General features: G+C 67.1%; 15 protein-coding genes and 1 pseudogene. 4 read left to right on the plus strand and 12 right to left on the minus strand.

The genetic code is table 11. The annotated features are described in order from the left end of the window. Positions 1-255: 255 nt before the first annotated feature. The 3 genes from ispG to QW881_RS10455 form a co-directional block, all read right to left on the minus strand. Entirely contained in the window at positions 256-1,560 is a 1,305-nt protein-coding gene (ispG, locus tag QW881_RS10445; protein WP_315756868.1) for a flavodoxin-dependent (E)-4-hydroxy-3-methylbut-2-enyl-diphosphate synthase, read from the minus strand. Between the two features lie 13 nt (positions 1,561-1,573). Then, positions 1,574-2,527, minus strand: coding sequence for a DMT family transporter (locus QW881_RS10450; protein WP_315715166.1), 954 nt, complete (start codon positions 2,525-2,527; stop codon positions 1,574-1,576). 199 nt (positions 2,528-2,726) lie between these two features. Further along, entirely contained in the window at positions 2,727-3,218 is a 492-nt protein-coding gene (locus tag QW881_RS10455; RefSeq protein WP_315756867.1) for a Fur family transcriptional regulator, read from the minus strand. Positions 3,219-3,393: 175 nt separating this feature from the next. Between QW881_RS10455 and QW881_RS10460 the strand changes: the two genes are divergently transcribed. The 3 genes from QW881_RS10460 to QW881_RS10470 are packed head-to-tail and all read left to right on the plus strand — an operon-like array spanning position 3,394 to position 6,580. Beyond that, positions 3,394-3,873 carry a MarR family transcriptional regulator gene (locus QW881_RS10460; protein WP_315756866.1) on the plus strand — a complete coding sequence of 160 codons (480 nt, stop codon included), beginning with the start codon at positions 3,394-3,396 and terminating at the stop codon, positions 3,871-3,873. Next, a complete protein-coding gene (locus QW881_RS10465; RefSeq protein WP_315756865.1) occupies positions 3,866-5,014 on the plus strand; it encodes an HlyD family secretion protein in 1,149 nt (382 codons plus the stop codon). The genes QW881_RS10460 and QW881_RS10465 overlap by 8 nt, the downstream gene beginning before the upstream one ends. A gap of 6 nt (positions 5,015-5,020) precedes the next feature. Next, positions 5,021-6,580: a DHA2 family efflux MFS transporter permease subunit gene (locus tag QW881_RS10470; protein ID WP_315756864.1), complete on the plus strand. Its 1,560-nt coding sequence runs from the start codon at positions 5,021-5,023 to the stop codon at positions 6,578-6,580. 361 nt (positions 6,581-6,941) lie between these two features. On the opposite strand, the pseudogene QW881_RS10475 reads toward QW881_RS10470, so the two are convergent. The 4 genes and pseudogenes from QW881_RS10475 to pcaF form a co-directional block, all read right to left on the minus strand. Continuing rightward, a pseudogene (locus QW881_RS10475) lies at positions 6,942-7,217 on the minus strand (SPFH domain-containing protein); the annotation flags it as partial. Between the two features lie 172 nt (positions 7,218-7,389). Then, on the minus strand, positions 7,390-8,454 hold the full coding sequence (locus QW881_RS10480) for a phosphotransferase (protein ID WP_315756863.1): 1,065 nt from the start codon (positions 8,452-8,454) through the stop codon (positions 7,390-7,392). Between the two features lie 59 nt (positions 8,455-8,513). Continuing rightward, complete coding sequence (locus QW881_RS10485; RefSeq protein ID WP_315756862.1) at positions 8,514-9,407, minus strand: dioxygenase; 894 nt, start codon at positions 9,405-9,407, stop codon at positions 8,514-8,516. A gap of 132 nt (positions 9,408-9,539) precedes the next feature. Then, positions 9,540-10,748 (minus strand): 3-oxoadipyl-CoA thiolase, encoded by a 1,209-nt coding sequence (gene pcaF, locus QW881_RS10490; RefSeq protein WP_315756861.1) that lies wholly within the window; start codon positions 10,746-10,748, stop codon positions 9,540-9,542. A gap of 361 nt (positions 10,749-11,109) precedes the next feature. On the opposite strand from pcaF, the gene mutS reads away from it, so the two are divergent. Next, entirely contained in the window at positions 11,110-13,842 is a 2,733-nt protein-coding gene (mutS, locus tag QW881_RS10495; RefSeq protein WP_315756860.1) for a DNA mismatch repair protein MutS, read from the plus strand. A 217-nt stretch (positions 13,843-14,059) separates the two neighbouring features. On the opposite strand, the gene QW881_RS10500 is transcribed toward mutS, so the two are convergent. The 5 genes from QW881_RS10500 to QW881_RS10520 form a co-directional block, all read right to left on the minus strand. Next, the gene (locus QW881_RS10500) at positions 14,060-14,863 is read right to left on the minus strand and encodes a hypothetical protein (protein ID WP_315756859.1); all 804 of its coding nucleotides are present in this window, start codon (positions 14,861-14,863) and stop codon (positions 14,060-14,062) included. 215 nt (positions 14,864-15,078) lie between these two features. After that, positions 15,079-15,588 (minus strand): OsmC family protein, encoded by a 510-nt coding sequence (locus QW881_RS10505; RefSeq protein ID WP_315756858.1) that lies wholly within the window; start codon positions 15,586-15,588, stop codon positions 15,079-15,081. A gap of 56 nt (positions 15,589-15,644) precedes the next feature. After that, positions 15,645-16,430 carry an ABC transporter ATP-binding protein gene (locus tag QW881_RS10510; RefSeq protein WP_315756857.1) on the minus strand — a complete coding sequence of 262 codons (786 nt, stop codon included), beginning with the start codon at positions 16,428-16,430 and terminating at the stop codon, positions 15,645-15,647. After that, positions 16,430-17,275 (minus strand): ABC transporter permease, encoded by an 846-nt coding sequence (locus QW881_RS10515; RefSeq protein ID WP_315756856.1) that lies wholly within the window; start codon positions 17,273-17,275, stop codon positions 16,430-16,432. Before QW881_RS10515 ends, QW881_RS10510 begins: the two co-directional genes overlap by 1 nt. A 295-nt stretch (positions 17,276-17,570) precedes the next feature. After that, a complete protein-coding gene (locus tag QW881_RS10520; RefSeq protein ID WP_315756855.1) occupies positions 17,571-18,545 on the minus strand; it encodes an aliphatic sulfonate ABC transporter substrate-binding protein in 975 nt (324 codons plus the stop codon). Positions 18,546-18,674 lie beyond the last annotated feature (129 nt).

An 18,674-nucleotide genomic window follows, 5' to 3' on the forward strand; every position in this document is an offset into this window, starting at 1 on the left:
TTGCAATTGCAGCACGGTCGGCGCGGCGAAGTCGGGCCTCATGGTTCTCAAAGCGATGCGAGAGCATCGCCTGAACGCGCCGCGAGCGGCGCTCCTCACGATGAGGGTCCGATAGTTCGTTCGCCGAGACGTCGGTCCTCGTCCTGGGGAGACCGCCGCAGGCGGTCGTCTCGAAGGAACGGCCAAGAGGGTTCTGCCTAACGGGCCCTCCGCACCTACGCGGGATGGCCGGGGCGGGGCCTGGAGCGGAGCCTACTACTCCGCCGCGGTCACGCTCTCCGGCGCCTTGGCACCCTGCTGGCCGTAGCGCTGGTCGATGTAGTCGATGACGAGCGCCTTGAAGTCGGCGGCGATGGTGGGCCCGCGCAGGGTGCGGAACTTCTTGCCGTCGACGAAGACGGGCGCGGCCGGGGCCTCGCCGGTGCCAGGCAGCGAGATGCCGATATTGGCGTGCTTGGATTCGCCGGGGCCGTTGACGATGCAGCCCATGACGGCGACGTTGAGCGCTTCCACGCCGGGATATTGCGTCTTCCACGCCGGCATCTCCTCGCGGATGAAGTCCTGGATCGAGCGTGCCAGCTCCTGGAACGTGGTCGAGGTGGTGCGGCCGCAGCCGGGGCAGGCCGCGACCAGCGGCACGAAGGTGCGGAAGCCCATGGTCTGCAGCAGCTCCTGCGCGACCTGCACCTCGAGCGTGCGGTCGCCGCCGGGCTCCGGGGTCAGCGAGATGCGGATGGTGTCGCCGATGCCCTGCTGCAGGAGGATGCCGAGCGCGGCCGAGGAGGCGACGATGCCCTTCGAGCCCATGCCGGCCTCGGTGAGGCCGAGATGAATGGCGTAGTCGGAGCGTGCGGCGAGGTCCTGATACACCGCGATCAGGTCCTGCACGGCCGAGACCTTGGCCGACAGGATGATGCGGTCCTTCGGCATGCCGAGCTCCTGGGCGCGGGCGGCCGACAGCAATGCCGACTGCACCATCGCTTCGCGCATCACCGCGCGGGCATCGCGCGGGCTCGCGGAGGCAGCGTTCTCGTCCATCAGCTTGCTGAGCAGCTCCTGATCGAGCGAGCCCCAATTGGCGCCGATGCGGACCGGCTTGCCGTATTTGTTGGCGAGCTCGATGATGGTCGAGAACTGCGTGTCCCGCTTGTCCTTGAAGCCGACATTGCCGGGATTGATGCGGTATTTCGCCAGCGCCTCGGCGCAGGCCGGATAGTCGGTCAGCAGCTTGTGGCCGATATAGTGGAAGTCGCCGATCAGGGGCGTGGTGATGCCGCGCTTGTCGAGCTGCTCGCGGATCTGCGGGACGGCCGCGGCGGCCTCCTCGCGGTCGACCGTGATGCGGACCATCTCGGACCCGGCGCGCGCCAGCGCTGCAACCTGGGCCACCGTCTGGTCGACGTCGGCGGTGTCGGTGTTGGTCATCGACTGCACCACGATCGGAGCGCCGCCGCCGACGGCGACGTTGCCGACCATGACGCGGGTGGTCTGATGCCGGGGAGCGGGTCCGGCGACATCGGACGCTGAAGTGTTCTCGGTCAGGATCTCGGGCTTGTTCATGGGCGCTCGGATATCAGGTTTTGGTGACATTCAGCAATGGATCAGTCGCGGCCAGGACCACGCGGTTCGGGCGGTTTACGAGAAAAAGCCCAACGATCACAAGCACGGCAGCCAGGCCAAAGGCCAGCGTCAGGGCGTCATGCAGGATGAAATAGCTCGCCACCACCCCGAATAAAGGGGTGATGAAGGTAAATGCCGACAATTTGCTGGCCGAGTAGGCCTTGATCAGCGCGAACCAGATCGTGAACGTGGTCCCGACCACCCAGATCGACTGGTAGGCCATCAGGCCGATCACGAACGGGCTGGGAACCTGGGTCAACCGCTCCCCGGCAATGAGGGCCGCCAGGGCCATGATCGGGACGGAGACCGCCACCTGGTACCCCAATGCCCGCTCGGGCGCGATGAAGCGCAGCCGGGTGCCTTTGACGAACACCGTGGTCACACCCCAGAGCAGGCCGCCGCCGACCACCAGGAGATCGCCGAGCAGCACGCGGCCGTCGACATCGGCCTGGGGAATGCCGATCGCCAGCGCCACACCGGTGAAGCTGAGCGCCAGCCCGCCCCATTGCGCCGGCCCCATCCGCTCGCCGAGGAAGCGGAACGAGCCGAGCGCGACGAAGAACGGCGCGGTATACAGGAACACGATGGCGCGCGACGCCGAGGTCAGCAGCAGGCCCTGATAGATCAGCACAAATTCCAAGCCGAACAGCAGGCCTGCCACCAGGCCGAGCCCCAGCGTGCCGTCGCGCTCGAACATCTTCACGCCGCGCACCCGCGCGAACACCAGCAGCACCGGCAGCGCACCGAGCGAGCGGAAGGTGGCCTGCAGCAGCGGCGGAATTTCAGGCAGCGCGAGCTTCACCGCGATCTGATTGAACGCCCAGGACAGGCACAGCACGAGGATGACGGCGATCGCACCCAGGCCGAGCGGCCGGGTCGCGGCGGATGAGGTTGACGTTGCGGACACGAGGACGTTGGCTCCCTGGCGCGCTTCTTTGTATTCGGACCGCCATCAAGGTGTGGTCAGCTTTGTCTTGGTCGGTCGGAGGTGATGCGGAGGTAGAGCGGCGGCGGTGCTGGCCTCTCCCTGCGCGCACCGTTCTCGCGCTGAACCTCGAATACGACAGTCATTCACACGTGTATAGCTTCGGCCGCAGTGACGGACCTCACGCGGCCCTCTGGCAATGCGCGCACAACCCGGTGATCTCGACGACGGAAAGCTTCGGTGTGAAGCCCGTTGCCGCAGCGGCCAGCTTCAGGCTTTCCGCGATCGGCGCAGCCGGAACCTCGCCAACGGCGCCGCAGCTCTCGCAGATCAGGAACGCCACCAGCGCGGTCTGCTCGTGGTCGTGGGCGCAGGCGAGGAAGGCATTGCGGCTCTCGATGCGGTGCACCAAGCCGTTCGCCATCAGGAACTCGAGCGCGCGGTACACGGTGATCGGCGCGGGCCGCGCGGTGACCTTGGCAAGTTCCTCGATGATCTCGTAGGCCCCGAGCGGCCGGTGGCTCGACAGCAGCGCCTCCAACACCTGGCGGCGCTGCGATGTGAACTTCTGGCCGCGCTGAGCGCAGATGCGCTCGGCATGGTCCAGGGCATCGGCCGCGCAGCGGCCATGGTCGTGGTCCGGCGCCGGGAAGGTGGGCTTTGCGAGGGTCATTGTTGACAATCTAGCATCTCGGGCCGGTCTCGCCAAAGGCCGCGGCCGAGCCATGCATCTTCGGCGGGACCGGTGCGCTCGGCGGGGCCATCAAATATTCATAAGCTTGCTTATTATATCGGAAGCTCATTACAGCCAAAGCTCAATTTCTTCCGCCACTGAATCGAGATCCGCCATGACCCGCACGTCCGCGGACGTGAATTTCCTGTTTACGCTCGGCGAGCTGCAGCGCCTGGTGCGCGCCTATGCCGACAAGGAGGCGGCGCGCTTCGGCATGACCCGCGCGCAATGGGCAGTGCTGGCCAAGGTGGAGCGCAACGAGGGGATGAAGCAGTCCGAGCTCGCCGAGCAGATGGAGATGCAGCCGATCACGCTGACGCGGCTGATCGACAAGCTCGCCGACGCCGGGCTGATCGAGCGGCGCGGCGACGACACCGACCGCCGCGTCAACCGGCTCTATCTGAAGAAGGCCGCGCGTCCGCTGCTCGCGAAGCTCGCGGTGCTGCGCGGCGATCTGACCGACACCGCCCTTCAGGGCATCAGCGCCGACGACGCCGAGCGGCTGATGACCCACCTCGAGGCCATCAAAGAAAACGTGAGAAACGCCCTGCAGTCGTTGTGCGACGAGCAGCGAAAGGAGCAGCGCTATGGCTGAGCCCGCCCTGAAACTCGCCCCCGAACAGAAAGCCGGCTCGGATGCGGCGGCCGCCGCCGAAAAGCCGGCGCGCCCCGGATTCGTGCGCCGCTACCGTCGCACGCTGCTGCTGGTCGTGCTGCCGCTCGTCGCCGCCGTCGGCGGCCTCGCGCTCTATCTCAACGGCGGCCGCTACGTGACGACAGACGACGCCTATGTCGGCGCCCAGAAGGTGCTCATCACCCCCGACATCTCCGGCAAGATCATCAAGGTCGTCGTCAAGGAAGGCCAGCAGGTGCAAAAGGGCGACGAGCTGTTCGAGATCGATCCCGTGCCCTACCGCCTCGCGGTCGACCAGACCAAGGCGGCGCTGGAGCAGGCGCGGACCACCTACGACAACCTCACCGCCAACATCAAGATCTACGGCCAGATGCTCGACCTGGCCCAGCAGGGCATCGAGCTGAAGCAGAAGGACGTCGAACGCAAGCAGACGCTCGCCAAGAACAATTTCGGCTCGCAGCTCGACCTCGACAACGCCGCCAATGCGCTGGTGACGGCGAGCGCGCAGGCGCAGTACATCAAGCAGCAGCTATCGAACGCGAAAACGCAGCTGCTCGGCAATCCCGAGCTGCCGCTGGAACAGTTCCCGCCCTACATCCAGGCCAAGGCCAAGCTCGATGACGCCCAGCGCGATCTCGACCACACCACCTTGCGCGCGCCGATGCCCGGCATCGCCACGCAGGTCGACCAGATCCAGCTCGGCCGCTTCGTCACCGCGGGCACGCCGGTGTTCTCGGTGATCGACGTCAGCAATCCCTGGGTCGACGCCAATCCGAAGGAGAGCGACTTCACCTATGTCGCGGTCGGCCAGCCGGTCGAACTCGACGTCGACGCCTTCCCGAACCATCGCTTCAAGGGCACGGTCGGCTCGCTGTCGCCGGGCACCGGCGCGCAGTTCGCGATCCTGCCGCCGCAGAACGCGAGCGGAAACTTCGTCAAGGTCGTGCAGCGCGTGCCTGTGCGGATCCATTTCGACAAGACCGACAGGTTTGTCGCCAGGCTGAAGGCCGGCATGAGCGTCAACGTATCGATCGACACCGGCCACGAGCGTACGCTGGCCGGGCTGTTCGGAGCGGCGCATGCGGCGGAGAAGGAGGAGTAGCGCGCCATGACTGCGCCGGCGGCCTCATCATCGGCGGTTCCGGGATTCCGCCGCAACATGGTGACGATCTGCGCCATGACGGCGACGATCATGCAGGCGCTCGACACCACCATCGCCAACGTCGCCCTGCCCTACATGCAGGGCACGCTGTCGGCCTCGCAGGACCAGATCAACTGGGTGCTGACGTCCTACATCGTCGCGGCCGCGATCATGACCGCGCCGGTGGGGTGGATCGCCAACCGCTTCGGCCGCAAGCGCACCTTCATCGTCTGCTCGGCCGGCTTCACCATCGCGTCCGTGATGTGCGGGCTTGCCCAGGACATCACCCAGATGGTGCTGTTCCGCCTGTTGCAGGGCGTGTTCGGCGCCTCCCTGGTACCGCTGTCGCAGGCCGTCATGCTCGATTCCTACGCGCTGCATGAGCGCGCCAAGGCGATGGCGATCTGGGGCATGGGCGTGATGCTCGGCCCGATCATGGGGCCGTCGCTGGGCGCCTGGCTGACCGAGACCTATTCCTGGCATTGGGTGTTCTTCGTCAACCTGCCGTTCGGCGCCGTGACCGTGCTCGGCCTGATGGCGTTCATGGAGGAGACCAAGCCGAACGCGGAACTGACCTTCGACTGGTTCGGGTTCGCTGCGCTCGCCATCGGCATCGGCTCGCTGCAGATCGCACTCGACCGCGGCGAGGATCAGGGCTGGCTGGAGAGCAACGAGATCATCATCGAGTTCATCGTCGCCGGCGTCGGCTTCTACTATTTCCTGGCGCATTCGCTGACGACGCAGCGCCCGTTCATCCAGTTCGCGCTGTTCAAGGACCGCAATTTCGTCGGCGGCTGCGTGTTCATGACGGTGATGGGCCTCGTGCTGTTCTCGACCATGGCGCTGTCCTCGCCCTATCTGCAGAACGTCATCGGCTATCCCATCATCACCGCCGGCGTGCTGTTGGCGACGCGCGGCTGCGGTACGTTCGTCGCGATGATGCTGGTCGGGCGGATGCTGCGCTATATCGAGGCGCGCACGCTGATCATCGTCGGCTTGGCGCTGACCGCACTGTCGCTGTTCCAGATGACGGCGTGGACTGACCAGACCGGCGTGCCCGAGATCATCACCATCAGCATCATGCAAGGGTTCGGCTTCGGCCTCGTCTTCGTGCCGCTGTCGACGGTTGCGTTCCTGACGCTGCCGGGCGAGCTGCGTACCGATGGAACCTCGATGCTGACCCTGGTGCGAAATGTCGCAAGCTCGATCGGCATCTCCATTGCGATCGCGCAGCTCACCGAGGGAACGCGGCGAAACCACGCGATCCTGGTCGAGCACATCAACCCGTTCAATCACGCGCTGCAGATGCCCAATGTTGCCGGCCTCCTGAACCTGTCCACCGATGCCGGGCGCGCGATGGCCGACGCGATGGTGACCGTGCAGGCGCAGATCCTGGCGTTCTCCCACGACTACCAGCTGGTCATGACGTTCATCCTGGTCTCGATCCCGCTCGCGGCCATGATCGGCTCGACCCGCAGCGCGTTGCGCGCACAGTCCGCACCCGCCGATCACGCCGTGATGGAGTGACGGCTTCCCCCGCGACGGAAAAAGCGTGCGCTGTTGAGACGCAGTGGGACCGGGATAGCAAAAAGGTGACCGCGACGTGATGGATTTGTAACTTCAATCCGGCGCGTTTCCGGCTATCTTCTACTCACCCCACTCGGTTCTCTGCGTATGAGTTGCGCGCAGGGACTGCACTTCATGAGCGCCCCACTCGTGATGTGCCGGGCGGGGGCGGTGGCTCCTCCAGCGCCGCCCCCAGCCCCGGGGGAATTGGTCGCTCGCGTCGCGGGCTGACGGTATCAAGAATCCCAAACCGAGAACCTCCGCTGTCGTCCCGGGCAAGCCCGATGACGCCAAGCGTCAGCGGGCGCCGACCGGTCTGCCACGCCGTCTGCGTCGCGCTCGCCACCTCGGCACGGGTGCTCGCGGTCTTGTCGGCGATGTCGCGCTCGTCGAAGAAGTTCTCGGCGTTGAAGAACGAGATGTCGGTCTGGTCGAGCTTGGTCAGCGACACCGATTCCAGCTCCAGGCCGTTGGACTGCACGTCGGCCTCGACCGCGGCCTGGACGTGCTTGACGAAATCCGAGCGCTTCTCCTGCAGGTCCAACAGCTCCATCGTCGCCGCGACCGAACGCAGGCCGTCGACGAACTTGGCCTCGATGCCATGCCCATGCCGATATGTCGCGCCGATGCTGGCCGGCGGTTTAAGGCCGGCGAACAATCTCTGGTAATCGTTAAGGGGGCTGGTAGCGACGACGGCAAATGCATCGCAGTGACGTGTACCGACAAAGACCTCGCCGCGCGCGTGCGGCCCTGTCTCGAGGGAAGCGCCGTCAGTCCAGCAATTCGCGGCAGCCGAGATCGTCGAACGCAAGGAAGATGCGCTCGAGATTATTCCACCAGATCACCGGCGGGAGCTGGATCGCCCATTGCCAGACCGGCTGGGCGACGTGCCAGAGCACGGCGAGACGATAGTCCTGATCCAGCGACGCCCTGTCGTAGCCGGTCACACCGCCTGCGACCAATGTCTGATGATAGCTGTCGAGCAACGGCCGCTCGATCCGCGCCCGACGGTCGGGATAGATTTGCAGCGCGATCATGTAGGCGAGATCGTTCGCGGGCACGCCGATCCGCCACTGGTCGAAATCAAACGCGCGCACGTCGTCGCTGTCGGCGGCCTTCGGCACCAGAAAATTCCAGACATGCGCGTCGCCATGCGCAATGCTGAGGTTTCGCCGCGACAGATAGCGTTCCGAGAGCCGCGGCGTCGCCGCCATCAGGCGTTCGTAGACCGCGCGCCGGTCCGCGCTCAGGCGGTCTCCCAACTGATCGGCGAAGCGCTGATAGTGGCCGGCAAAGGTCCTGCCGCGCTCGGCGCGCTCGTCCGCGGTCGCGAAGCTGCCGATGGACACGCCAAGCCGCGGATCGTCCCACCACGCCGCATGCAGCCGCGCCAGCGCCCGCACGATCCCCTCGGCCTGGGGCAGCGCGGGCGGCAGCGGCCATGGCGTCGCCGTCTGGTGCGTATCGGTGAGATCTTCGAGCAACAAGTGCCAGGTGAGCGCGGCTTCGTCCCACGCGCCGCCGTAAGAGCCGGGCACCATGCCCGTCGGCATGAGCCGCGCCAGTCCGCGATAAAAGTTGACCTCGTGGCGCCCACCCCGCCACAGCGTCTTGGCGAAGGCCGGCATCGGGATTTTCAGGATCAGCACCTTCGGCGCGTCCGGGGCCGCGCCGCTATAGGACAAACCAAGGCGGATGATGCGCGACAACAGCATCGGCCGGTCGCTGATCACGGCGACGTCCGAGACCGCGCCGGACTCGAGCACACCCGCCTCACGCATCGTCGCCGTCAACGCGGCAGGCTTGGCAACGGACGGCAAGTCGGAGGAGGACATGTGGGCGCCGTCCCTTCAGGGTTGCAGCTTGCCCACACTAGCATGGATATTCCGAAGCGCTACTTGATCGGCGCGCGCGGCAGCACGGTGTTGCCGATCTCCATCCGGTAGACGTGATCGAGCGAATACCAGGGCGTGGTGACGTCGGGTTCGGTCGGGTGCGGCGTGTCGTGGCGAATGAAGTTGCCGAGCAGCGCCTTGGTGACGCCGAACTGGACGTCGCTGTCGATGTGCGGGTCGTTGGGGTCGTAGACCTGCGAGATCAGGACCTTGAATCCCGGCTTGACGATCAGCGCGTGCAGATGCGCCGGCCGAAAAGGATGGCGGCCCTGCGCCTTCAGAAGGCGGCCGACCACGCCGTCGGTCGGGATGGGATAGCCTACCATCATCACCGAGCGAAACCAGAAGCGGCCATCGGCATCGGTCACGAGCTTGCCGCGCAGGTTCATGTCGGCCTGCTCCGGGTCCTGGTTCTCGTAGGCGCCGACCGGCGAGGCGTGCCAGACATCGACCTCGGCGCCGGCGACCGGCGCACCTTTCGGATCGACCACCCGCCCCTGCACGAACAACGCTGGCCCTGGTGTCGCCGAGCGCACGATCGAGCCGCCGTTCGCGGTAACAGGCGAATTCAGCCGCCAGAACGGGCCGAGCAGCGACTGCGCGGTCTCGGTGTTGCCGCCATCGCCATTGTTGAGCAGGCAGACCAGCGGCGAGACGCCGAGCGAGCCGGCCATCAGCACCACCTCGTTGTGGGTGTCGTTCGTGCGCTGACCGAGCTCGGCGACGAGGGCGGCGGCCTCGCGGAATTCGGCCTCGGTCAGCCTGACATCGCGGACGAAGCCGTGCAGGTGCTTGATCAGCGACACCATGATCTCGCGCAGCCGCGGATTGGTGGTCTGCTCCATCACCGCCAGCACGGCCGGCGTGACGTCCTGTTCGCGGGAGATGGTCATCGTCAATTCTCCGTCATTCCGGGGCGATGCGAAAGCATCGAACCCGGAATCTCGAAATTGTTGGGACTCATCTCCAGATTCCGGGTTCAGCCCTGCGGGCTGCCCCGGAATGACGAAGCGCTTAGCGCTTCGTCAGTTGATCGTCTCGACCGCCAGCGCGACGCCCTGGCCGACGCCGACGCACATCGTGGCGAGCGCACGCTTGCCGCCGCGGACCTCGAGGCCGTGCACCGCGGTCATCGCGATGCGCGCGCCGCTCATGCCGAGCGGATGTCCCAACGCGATGGCGCCGCCATGCGGGTTGACGAAATCGGCATCGTCGGCGACGCCGAGCTGGCGCAGGCAGGCGATGCCTTGAGACGCGAACGCCTCGTTCAACTCGATCAGGTCGAAATCGGTGATCTTCAGACCGAGCCGCTCCATCAGCTTGCGCACCGCCGGCACCGGGCCGATGCCCATGATGCGGGGCGGCACGCCGGCCGAGGCGAGGCCGAGAACGCGCGCGCGCGGCGTGAGGCCGTGCTTCTTCACGGCGGCCTCCGACGCGAGAAACATCGCGGCCGCGCCGTCATTGACACCGGAGGCGTTGCCGGCGGTCACCGTGCCCGGATTGCGCACGATCGGCTTCAGCTTGGCGAGGCCTTCGAGCGTGGTCTCGGGACGCGGATGCTCGTCCTTGTCGACGGTCACGGGCCCTGCCTTGCCGCCGGGCACCGACACCGGCGTGATCTCGGCGGCGAAATAACCCGAGGCGATCGCCTGGCCGGCGCGCTGCTGGGAGCGGATCGCGAACGCGTCCTGGTCGGCGCGCGACACCTGGAATTCCTCGGCGACGTTCTCGCCGGTCTCCGGCATCGAATCGACGCCGTACTGCTGCTTCATCAGGGGATTGATGAAGCGCCAGCCGATCGTGGTATCGAAGATCTCGGCCGAGCGCGAGAACGCCTCCGTCGCCTTGCCCTGCACGAACGGCGCGCGCGTCATGGATTCGACGCCGCCGGCGATCGCGAGATCGACCTCGCCGGCGCGGATCGCACGTCCCGCCGCGCCGACCGCGTCGAGACCGGAGGCGCAGAGACGGTTCAAGGTCTGGCCGGGAATTGAATCCGGCAGGCCCGCGAGCAGCAGCGCCATACGCGCGACGTTGCGGTTGTCCTCGCCGGCTTGGTTGGCGCAGCCGAAGAACACCTCGTCGACCGCCGCCCAGTCGAGATTTGGATGCTTGGCCTTGAGCGCCTTCAGCGGTGTCGCCGCGAGATCGTCGGTGCGCACTTTCGCCAGCGAGCCGCCGAAGCGGCCGATCGGGGTCCGCACCGCATCACAAATAAACACGTCTCGCATCGCTCTCTCCCGGGATCTCAGTGTTTCTGGTCGAAGTTGACGGCGGTTTTAGGAGTGCGCCGGAGGCAGGTCAAATGACGGAGGCGCGGGGTGGTATGCGCAGAGACTGACGAAGGCTCCCTCTCCCCACGCGACCGGTGCGCCCCCTCTCCCGCTTGCGGGGGAGGGCTGGGGTGGGGGCAGCCCCAAGCGAGAATCCCCGTGAGGAGAGACTTCCCCCACCCGTATCGCATCTTCGATGCGATACGACCTCCCCCGCAAGCGGGGGAGGTGCAACAGCAGGCACCGCTCATCGTGGAAAACCGGGACATCGCCGCCAAAGCGGTAGGACCGTCCGGGCAAATTGGCTAGTTTCCGCGCCATGACGATCCAGCAGCCTATCTCCGCCCCGGTTCCGCCCGACGCCGCGCCCGCCGAGGCGCCGGCCAAGCTCACGCCGATGATGGAGCAGTATCTCGAGATCAAGGCGGCGCATCCGGGCCTGATGCTGTTCTACCGGATGGGCGATTTCTACGAGCTGTTCTTCGAGGACGCGGAAGTCGCATCGAAGGCACTCGGCATCGTCTTGACCAAGCGCGGCAAGCACCAGGGCCAGGACATCCCGATGTGCGGCGTGCCGGTCGAGCGCTCCGAGGACTATCTGCACCGGCTGATCGCACAGGGCATCCGCGTCGCGGTCTGCGAGCAGATGGAGGATCCGGCGGCGGCGCGGGCGCGCGGCAACAAGAGCGTGGTCAAGCGCGGCGTGGTGCGCGTGGTGACGCCGGGCACGCTGACGGAAGACAATCTGCTCGATGCGCGCGCCAACAACTATCTGTTGTCGATCGCGCGCAGCCGCGGCTCGTCCGGCGGCGATCGGCTCGGGCTCGCCTGGATCGACATCTCGACCTCGGACTTCATCGTCACCGAATGCGCGTTCGCGGAACTGACCGCGACCCTGGCGCGCATCAATCCGAACGAGGTGATCGTCTCCGACGCGCTATACTCGGACGAAGCCTTCGAGCCTGTGCTGCGCGAGCTCGCCGCGGTGACGCCGCTGACCCGCGACGTGTTCGACGGCGCCACCGCCGAACGGCGGCTGTGCGACTATTTCGCGGTCGCCACCATGGACGGCCTCGCGGTGCTGTCGCGTTTGGAGGCGACCGCGGCGGCCGCCTGCGTCACCTATGTCGAACGTACGCAAGTGGGGCAGCGCCCGCCGCTGGCGCCGCCCGCGCGCGAGGCGACCGGCAGCACCATGGCGATCGATCCGGCCACCCGCGCAAATCTCGAGCTGACGCGCACGCTCGCCGGCGAGCGCCGCGGCTCGCTGCTCGACGCCATCGACTGCACGGTGACCTCGGCCGGCTCGCGCCTGCTAGCGCAGCGGCTCGCCGCGCCGCTGACGGAGCCGGTGCAGATCGGCCGGCGGCTGGATGCCGTCAACGTCTTCGTCGCCGACAGCGCCGCGCGCGAGGACATCCGCTCGATCCTGCGCGGCGCGCCCGACATGACCCGTGCGATGGCGCGGCTGTCCGTCGGCCGCGGCGGTCCGCGCGATCTCGCCGCTCTGCGCGACGGTATCCTTGCGGCCGACCAGGCACTGGCGCGGCTGTCGGCGCTCGACCAGCCGCCGCAGGAGGTGGCGTCGGTCATGTCCGCGCTGGCGCGGCCGGCGCGCGCGCTGGCGGAAGAATTTGCGCGCTCGCTCGACGAGCAGTTGCCGCTGATTAAGCGCGATGGCGGCTTCGTGCGCGCCGGTTACGACGCGACGCTGGACGAGACGCGCAATCTGCGCGACGCCTCGCGCCTCGTCGTGGCGTCGATGCAGGCGCGCTATGCCGACCAGACCGGCGTGAAGGCGCTGAAGATCCGGCACAACAACGTGCTCGGCTATTTCGTCGAGGTCACCGCGCAGCACGGCGACAAGCTGATGTCGGCGCCGTTGAACGCGACCTTCATCCACCGCCAGACGCTGGCGGGCCAGGTGCGCTTCACGACATCGGAGCTCGGCGAGATCGAGGCCAAGATCGCCAATGCCGGCGAACGCGCCCTCAATCTCGAGCTCGAGATCTTCGACCGGCTCTGCGCGTCGGCGCTTGCGATCGGCGATGATCTGCGCGCGGCCGCGCACGGCTTTGCGATGCTCGATGTCGCGACCGCGCTGGCCAAGCTCGCGGTCGACGACAACTATGTGAGACCCGAAGTCGATGGCTCGCTCGGCTTCGCCATCGAGAGCGGCCGCCATCCCGTGGTGGAGCAGGCACTCAAGCGCGACGGCCAGCCGTTCATCGCCAATTCCTGCGACCTGTCGCCGACGCCGGGGCACAAGAGCGGTCAGCTCTGGCTGCTCACCGGCCCCAACATGGCGGGTAAGTCCACTTTCCTGCGCCAGAACGCGCTGATTGCCCTGCTCGCCCAGATCGGCTCATTCGTGCCGGCGAGCCGTGCCCGCATCGGCATCGTCGACCGGCTGTTCTCGCGCGTCGGCGCCGCCGATGATCTGGCGCGCGGACGCTCGACCTTCATGGTCGAGATGGTCGAGACCGCGGCGATCCTCAACCAGGCCGGCGAGCGCGCGCTGGTGATCCTCGACGAGATCGGGCGCGGCACCGCGACCTTCGACGGCCTCTCCATCGCCTGGGCGGCGATCGAGCACCTGCACGAGAGCAACCGCTGCCGCACGCTGTTCGCGACGCACTATCACGAGCTGACCGCGCTCGCCGCGAAGCTGCCACGGCTGTTCAACGCCACGGTCCGCGTCAAGGAATGGCAGGGCGACGTCGTGTTCCTGCACGAGGTGCTGCCCGGCTCGGCCGATCGCTCCTACGGCATCCAGGTCGCGAAGCTCGCCGGCCTGCCGCCGGCCGTGATCAGCCGCGCCAAAGCGGTGCTCGCGAAGCTGGAAGCCCAGGACCGCGGCCAGAGCGCGCGCGTTTTGGTCGACGACCTGCCGCTGTTCGCGGTGCCCTCGCGCGCGGCTGCGGAGCCCGCGATGTCGAAGGAGGCAGAGGAACTGATCGCCGCCGTGAAGGCGCTGCATCCGGACGAGATGACCCCGCGCGAGGCGATGGACGCGCTGTATCAACTGAAGTCGAAACTGCCGAACAAGTAGTTGCCGTCATTCCGGGGCGCGCGCAGCGCGAACCTGGAATCCATCCTTCGTCAGCGCATGCAGCCAGATGGATTCCGGGCTCGCCGCCTTCGGCGTCGCCCCGGAATGACAGAGAGATGAGTTCACGGTGCCGTAGGGTGGGCAAAGACGCGAGGCGTCGTGCCCACCATTTGCAGCGTGACATGCAACTCGGTGGGCACGCTTCGCTTTGCCCACCCTACGCAAGCTGACGAGCTGCCTTCCGTCGCCCCAGCCACCACAGGCCGAGATTCCAGCCGACGCAGGTCGCCAGCGCGCCGCTGAGGCCGACCGCCGCGCCGAGATGCAGGCTGCCGAGATGCAGCACGACGACGGCGAGCGAGAAGCCGATCAGGCCCCAGGCGCCATTGGCCAGCACGGCGGCGGTGGCGGGGCCGCCGATACGCGGCTGCAGGATCAGCATCATGGAGGTGAAGACGATCGGAAACAGCGCCAGGATGCCGGAGACGCTAGGGCCGGCCCAGCCGGAGACCGAGGTGACGGTGGCGACGAGCGTTGCCACCAGCGAAGCGCGCAGCGGCACGTCGTACCAGCGCCGCGTGATCAGCGGCATCTTGGCATGGCGATAGCGCTGCAGCAGCGGCAGGCAGATGGCGAAAGTGATGATGTTGGCGACGATGCCCATCAAGAGCGTCCATTGCACGCTCTTGATCAGCGCGGCGAGACCGAGCCACACCGCGACCGCGGTGGCGCTTGCCACCAGCACGCTGCAGCGCTGCGCCAGCACGGCGTAAGCGAGACTGAGGAAGATCGTGGCGGCATTGATCGGCAGGCTGGTCAGCGCGCCCTGCGCGATGAACGCGGCATCGTGATCCAGCGCCAGGAAGACGTAGGTCGGTCCCGCCGAGATCGGCAGCGTCGCGACCAGCGCGCCGATCACGGGCCCGGTGCGCTCGGCGATCATCGACGCCGACACCACGAACGACGCCGCGATCGCCATGCGCAAGGCCAGCAGCAGCAGGAAGGGGGGATCGAGGGACATCAGGTCCTGCGGCACGGGGGCTCCCTCCCCCGCCTGCGGGGGAGGGCCGGGGTGGGGGCGCGGCTCGGCTGGTGATGATGGGTGCGTTGTGTGGAGAGAATTCCCCCACCCGCCGCGCATCTGCGATGCACGGCGACCTCCCCCGCACGCGGGGGAGGCCCAGACCGCGCAAGCCTCACCAGCTTGTCGTCATCAGTGGCAAGGCGAGGGCGACCTCACACCCGCTTCAGGCTGACCGACACTTTCGGGCCGTTCTTGATGGTCTGATACACCACGCAATAGCGCTCGGTGAGCTTGAGCAGGAGGTCGAGCTTGTCCTGCGGGGCGTCGGTGTCGACCTCGAAGCGCAGACGGATTTCCTGGAAGCCGACCGGCGCCTCCTTGTCGACGCCGAGCGTGCCGCGGAAATCGAGATCGCCTTCGGCCAGCACGAGGCCGCTCTTGAGCGGGACTTCGACCGCGGTCGCGACCGATTTCAGGGTGACGCCGGCGCAGGCGACCAGCGCTTCCAAGAGCATGTCGCCGGAGCACAGCTCGAGCCCCGAGCCGCCGGTCCCCGGATGCAGGCCGGCCACAGCCATTGCGCGCCCGGTCTCGAGCTTGCAGGTCAGGCCCTCACCGCCGACCTCGCCCTTGGCCTTCAGCGTGATGACGGCGGCGGACGGATCGGCCTTGTAGCGTTCCTTGATCGGCGCCTGCATGGCGCGCAGCTCGGCAGCATCCATTGTCGTTCTCTCCCGGAGTCATTTCGGACGAGATGTACCGGGCCGGGCCGCCAAAGTCACCACCACAGGCCGCCGCCGGCGTCACGCCTGCCCTGCGCGTCCGGCATCGTCCGGTCGAGCGAGCGATCCAGTGCAGTGAGCACATGGCGCCTGAACTGGTCGAACAAGGGCGCGTTGCGGTCGCGCGGCCGCGACAGATTGATGGTGATCTCCTCGAACAGCCGGCCGGGATGCGGCCGCATCACCAGCACGCGGTCGGCCAGCACCACGGCTTCCTCGACGTCGTGCGTGACCAGCACCAGGGTCGGGCGCGTATCGGCCCAGAGGTCGAGCAGGTGGTCCTGCAGGTCCTTGCGCGTGAAGGCATCGAGCGCAGAGAACGGCTCGTCGAGCAGGAGCACCTCCGGCCGCGCCACCAATGCGCGGGCGATCGCGACGCGTTGCGCCTGGCCGCCGGACAATTCGCGCGGCCAGACCTTCGCTTTGTCGGCGAGGCCGACACGTTCGAGCGCGCGCGCGACGCGATCGCGGCGCCCGGCCGCCGGCAACTCGGACAGGCCGAAGCCGATGTTGTCGGCGACCGTGAGCCACGGCAGCAGCCGCGGCTCCTGGAAGATGATGCCGACCTTGGGATGCGGCGCCGTGATCGCCTCACCGTCGAGCGTCACGGTGCCGGCGCTGGCGCGGTCGAGCCCGGCGACGGCGCGCAGCAAGGTCGACTTGCCGCAGCCGGAGCCGCCGATGATGGCGATGATCTCGCCGAGCTGGATCTCGGCCGAGAACCGCTCCAGCGCATGGACGCCGTTCGGATAGACCTTGGTGACGGATGCGAACTGCAGCATCAGGCGGCCCCGCTCTGGCGCGCAAAGCCGTCCTGCCAGCGCAACAGCGGCGCGGTAGCGATCTCCAAGAGCCAGTCGGTCGCCTTGCCGATGATGGCGAAGATCACGATGGCCGCCACGATCTGCGCCGGCTTGCCGAGCTGCTGGCCGTCGATCAGGAGGTAGCCGAGCCCTTCCGACGCCCCCATGAATTCGGCGGCGACGACGAACATCCACCCCAGGCCGAGGCCGACGCGCAGCGACACGACGTACGCCGGCAGCACCGCGGGCAGCAGGATGCGGCGGATCATCGCCGGCCCGGAGAGACGGAAGATGCGGCCGACCTCGACGATCTTGCGGTCGACCGAGAGGATCGCGCCGGTCAGGCCGAGATAGACCGGGAAGAACACGCCGACCGCGATCAGCGCCACCTTGGAGGTCTCGAAGATGCCGAGCCACAAGATGAACAACGGCACCCAGGCGATCGAGGGAATCGCGCGCAGCGCCTGGATGGTGGGATCGACCAGCCGCCGGGCGAGGCCCCAATAGCCGCAGATGCCGCCGAGGACAGTGCCGGCAATGACGCCGAGGCCAAAACCGACGCCGACGCGGGTCAAGGTCATCGTGACGTGGCGGGAGAGTTCGCCGGAGCGGGCGAGCTCGGCGATGGTGGTGAAGACCTTCGAGGGCGGCGGCACCAGCCGGCCGTTGGACAAGCCGGCCCGGACGGCAAGCTCCCAGGCGAGTGCGAGCGACAGCGGCAGCAGCAAGCCGAGCAGCGGCCGCGCCAGGCGCGTGAGCCACGGCTGGCGGGTGGTCTGGGGTATGGCGGCAGCCGGCGCCTGCAATTCGACGGTCATGGTCATAGTGAGAACAGTGTCCCGCGCGGGAATGCAAGGCGTGGTGATGGTGGTGGATGGTAATGGGGACTGAGGACCGCGCCAAAAAACTCGCCGTCGTCCCGGCCTTGAGCCGGGACCCATACTCCACGGCCGTCGTGGTGAGACGAGATGCCGCTCCAGCCTGCCTCCCAACGACCTTCACGGAGTATGGGTCCCGGATCTGCGCCCGCCAACGCTTCCGCGCTAGCGGGCTTGTCCGGGACGACACCGTTATTTTGTCTGCAGCATTGGCTGTATCTGCAACAGTGCTTCGTGCGTTCTAGTTCGTCGGCAGCGGGACCTGGTCGTCGATCAGGGCGTCCAGCGTGGCCTTCACATCGACCTTGGCATCGACGACGCCCGCCTGCTGCAGCGCCAGGCCAGCGGCCAAAATCGACTCGCGCTGCGGCGCGCCGATGCGGCTGTGGGTCAGCTCGGTGCGCTCCTTGAGCTGCTTGTCGACCACCGTCTCAGGCAGCTTCGTGACGGCGATGAAGGTCTTCTTGAGGTCGTCGTAATTGGCCAGCGCGTCCTTGCGTGCCACCTCGTAGGTGGCGAGCACGCGGCGGACGATCTCCGGATTATCCTTCAGGAACTGCTCGCGCACGTTCAGGATGCCCCAGGTGTTGGCGTCGGCCTTGCGGTAGAACAGCCTGGCGCCCTCCTCGACCTCGGCCTGCGCCATCATCGGATCGAGCCCCGCCCAGGCGTCGACATCGCCGCGGATCAAGGCCGCCTTGCCGTCGGCGTGCTGCAGCAGCACGGGCGTGATGTCCTTGTCGGTGAGGCCGGCCGACAGCAGCGCGCGCACCAGGAAGATGTGCGGATCGGTGCCACGGGTCACCGCGACCCGCTTGCCCTTGAGGTCAGCCACGGAGGCAATCTTGGAATCCTTGGCCGTGACCAGCGCGGTCCATTCGGGCCGCGAATAGACGTAGACCGACTTGATCGGATTGCCGTTGATCCTGGCGACCAACGCGGCGGAGCCGGCGGTCGAGCCGAAATCAAGCGAGCCGGCGTTGAGAAATTCGAGCGCCTTGTTGGAGCCGGCCGACTGCACCCAGACGATGCTGATGCCATCCTTGGCGAACTCCTTCTCCAGAAGTCCTTTCTGCTTCAGCACCAGCGACACCGGATTGTAGGTCGCCCAATCGATGCGGATCTCCTTCACCGGCTCGGCCGCGCGTGCAGCGCCGCATCCCAGTAGAACCACGGCCGCAACCGCAGCAAATCCGCGCCTCGACAATCCACCCATCGTCATCCCTCCAAGCCTCAAGAAACATTGCTGTGGTTTCAATGAGTTATGCCAGGGGCGCGCGAGAATTGCTTTTCCTTTCGACGGCACCGTTCAGAACGATCATCATCCCGTGACCACCGATGACAG

This window comes from Bradyrhizobium sp. SZCCHNS3016, assembly GCF_032484535.1.
GTDB lineage: Bacteria > Pseudomonadota > Alphaproteobacteria > Rhizobiales > Xanthobacteraceae > Bradyrhizobium.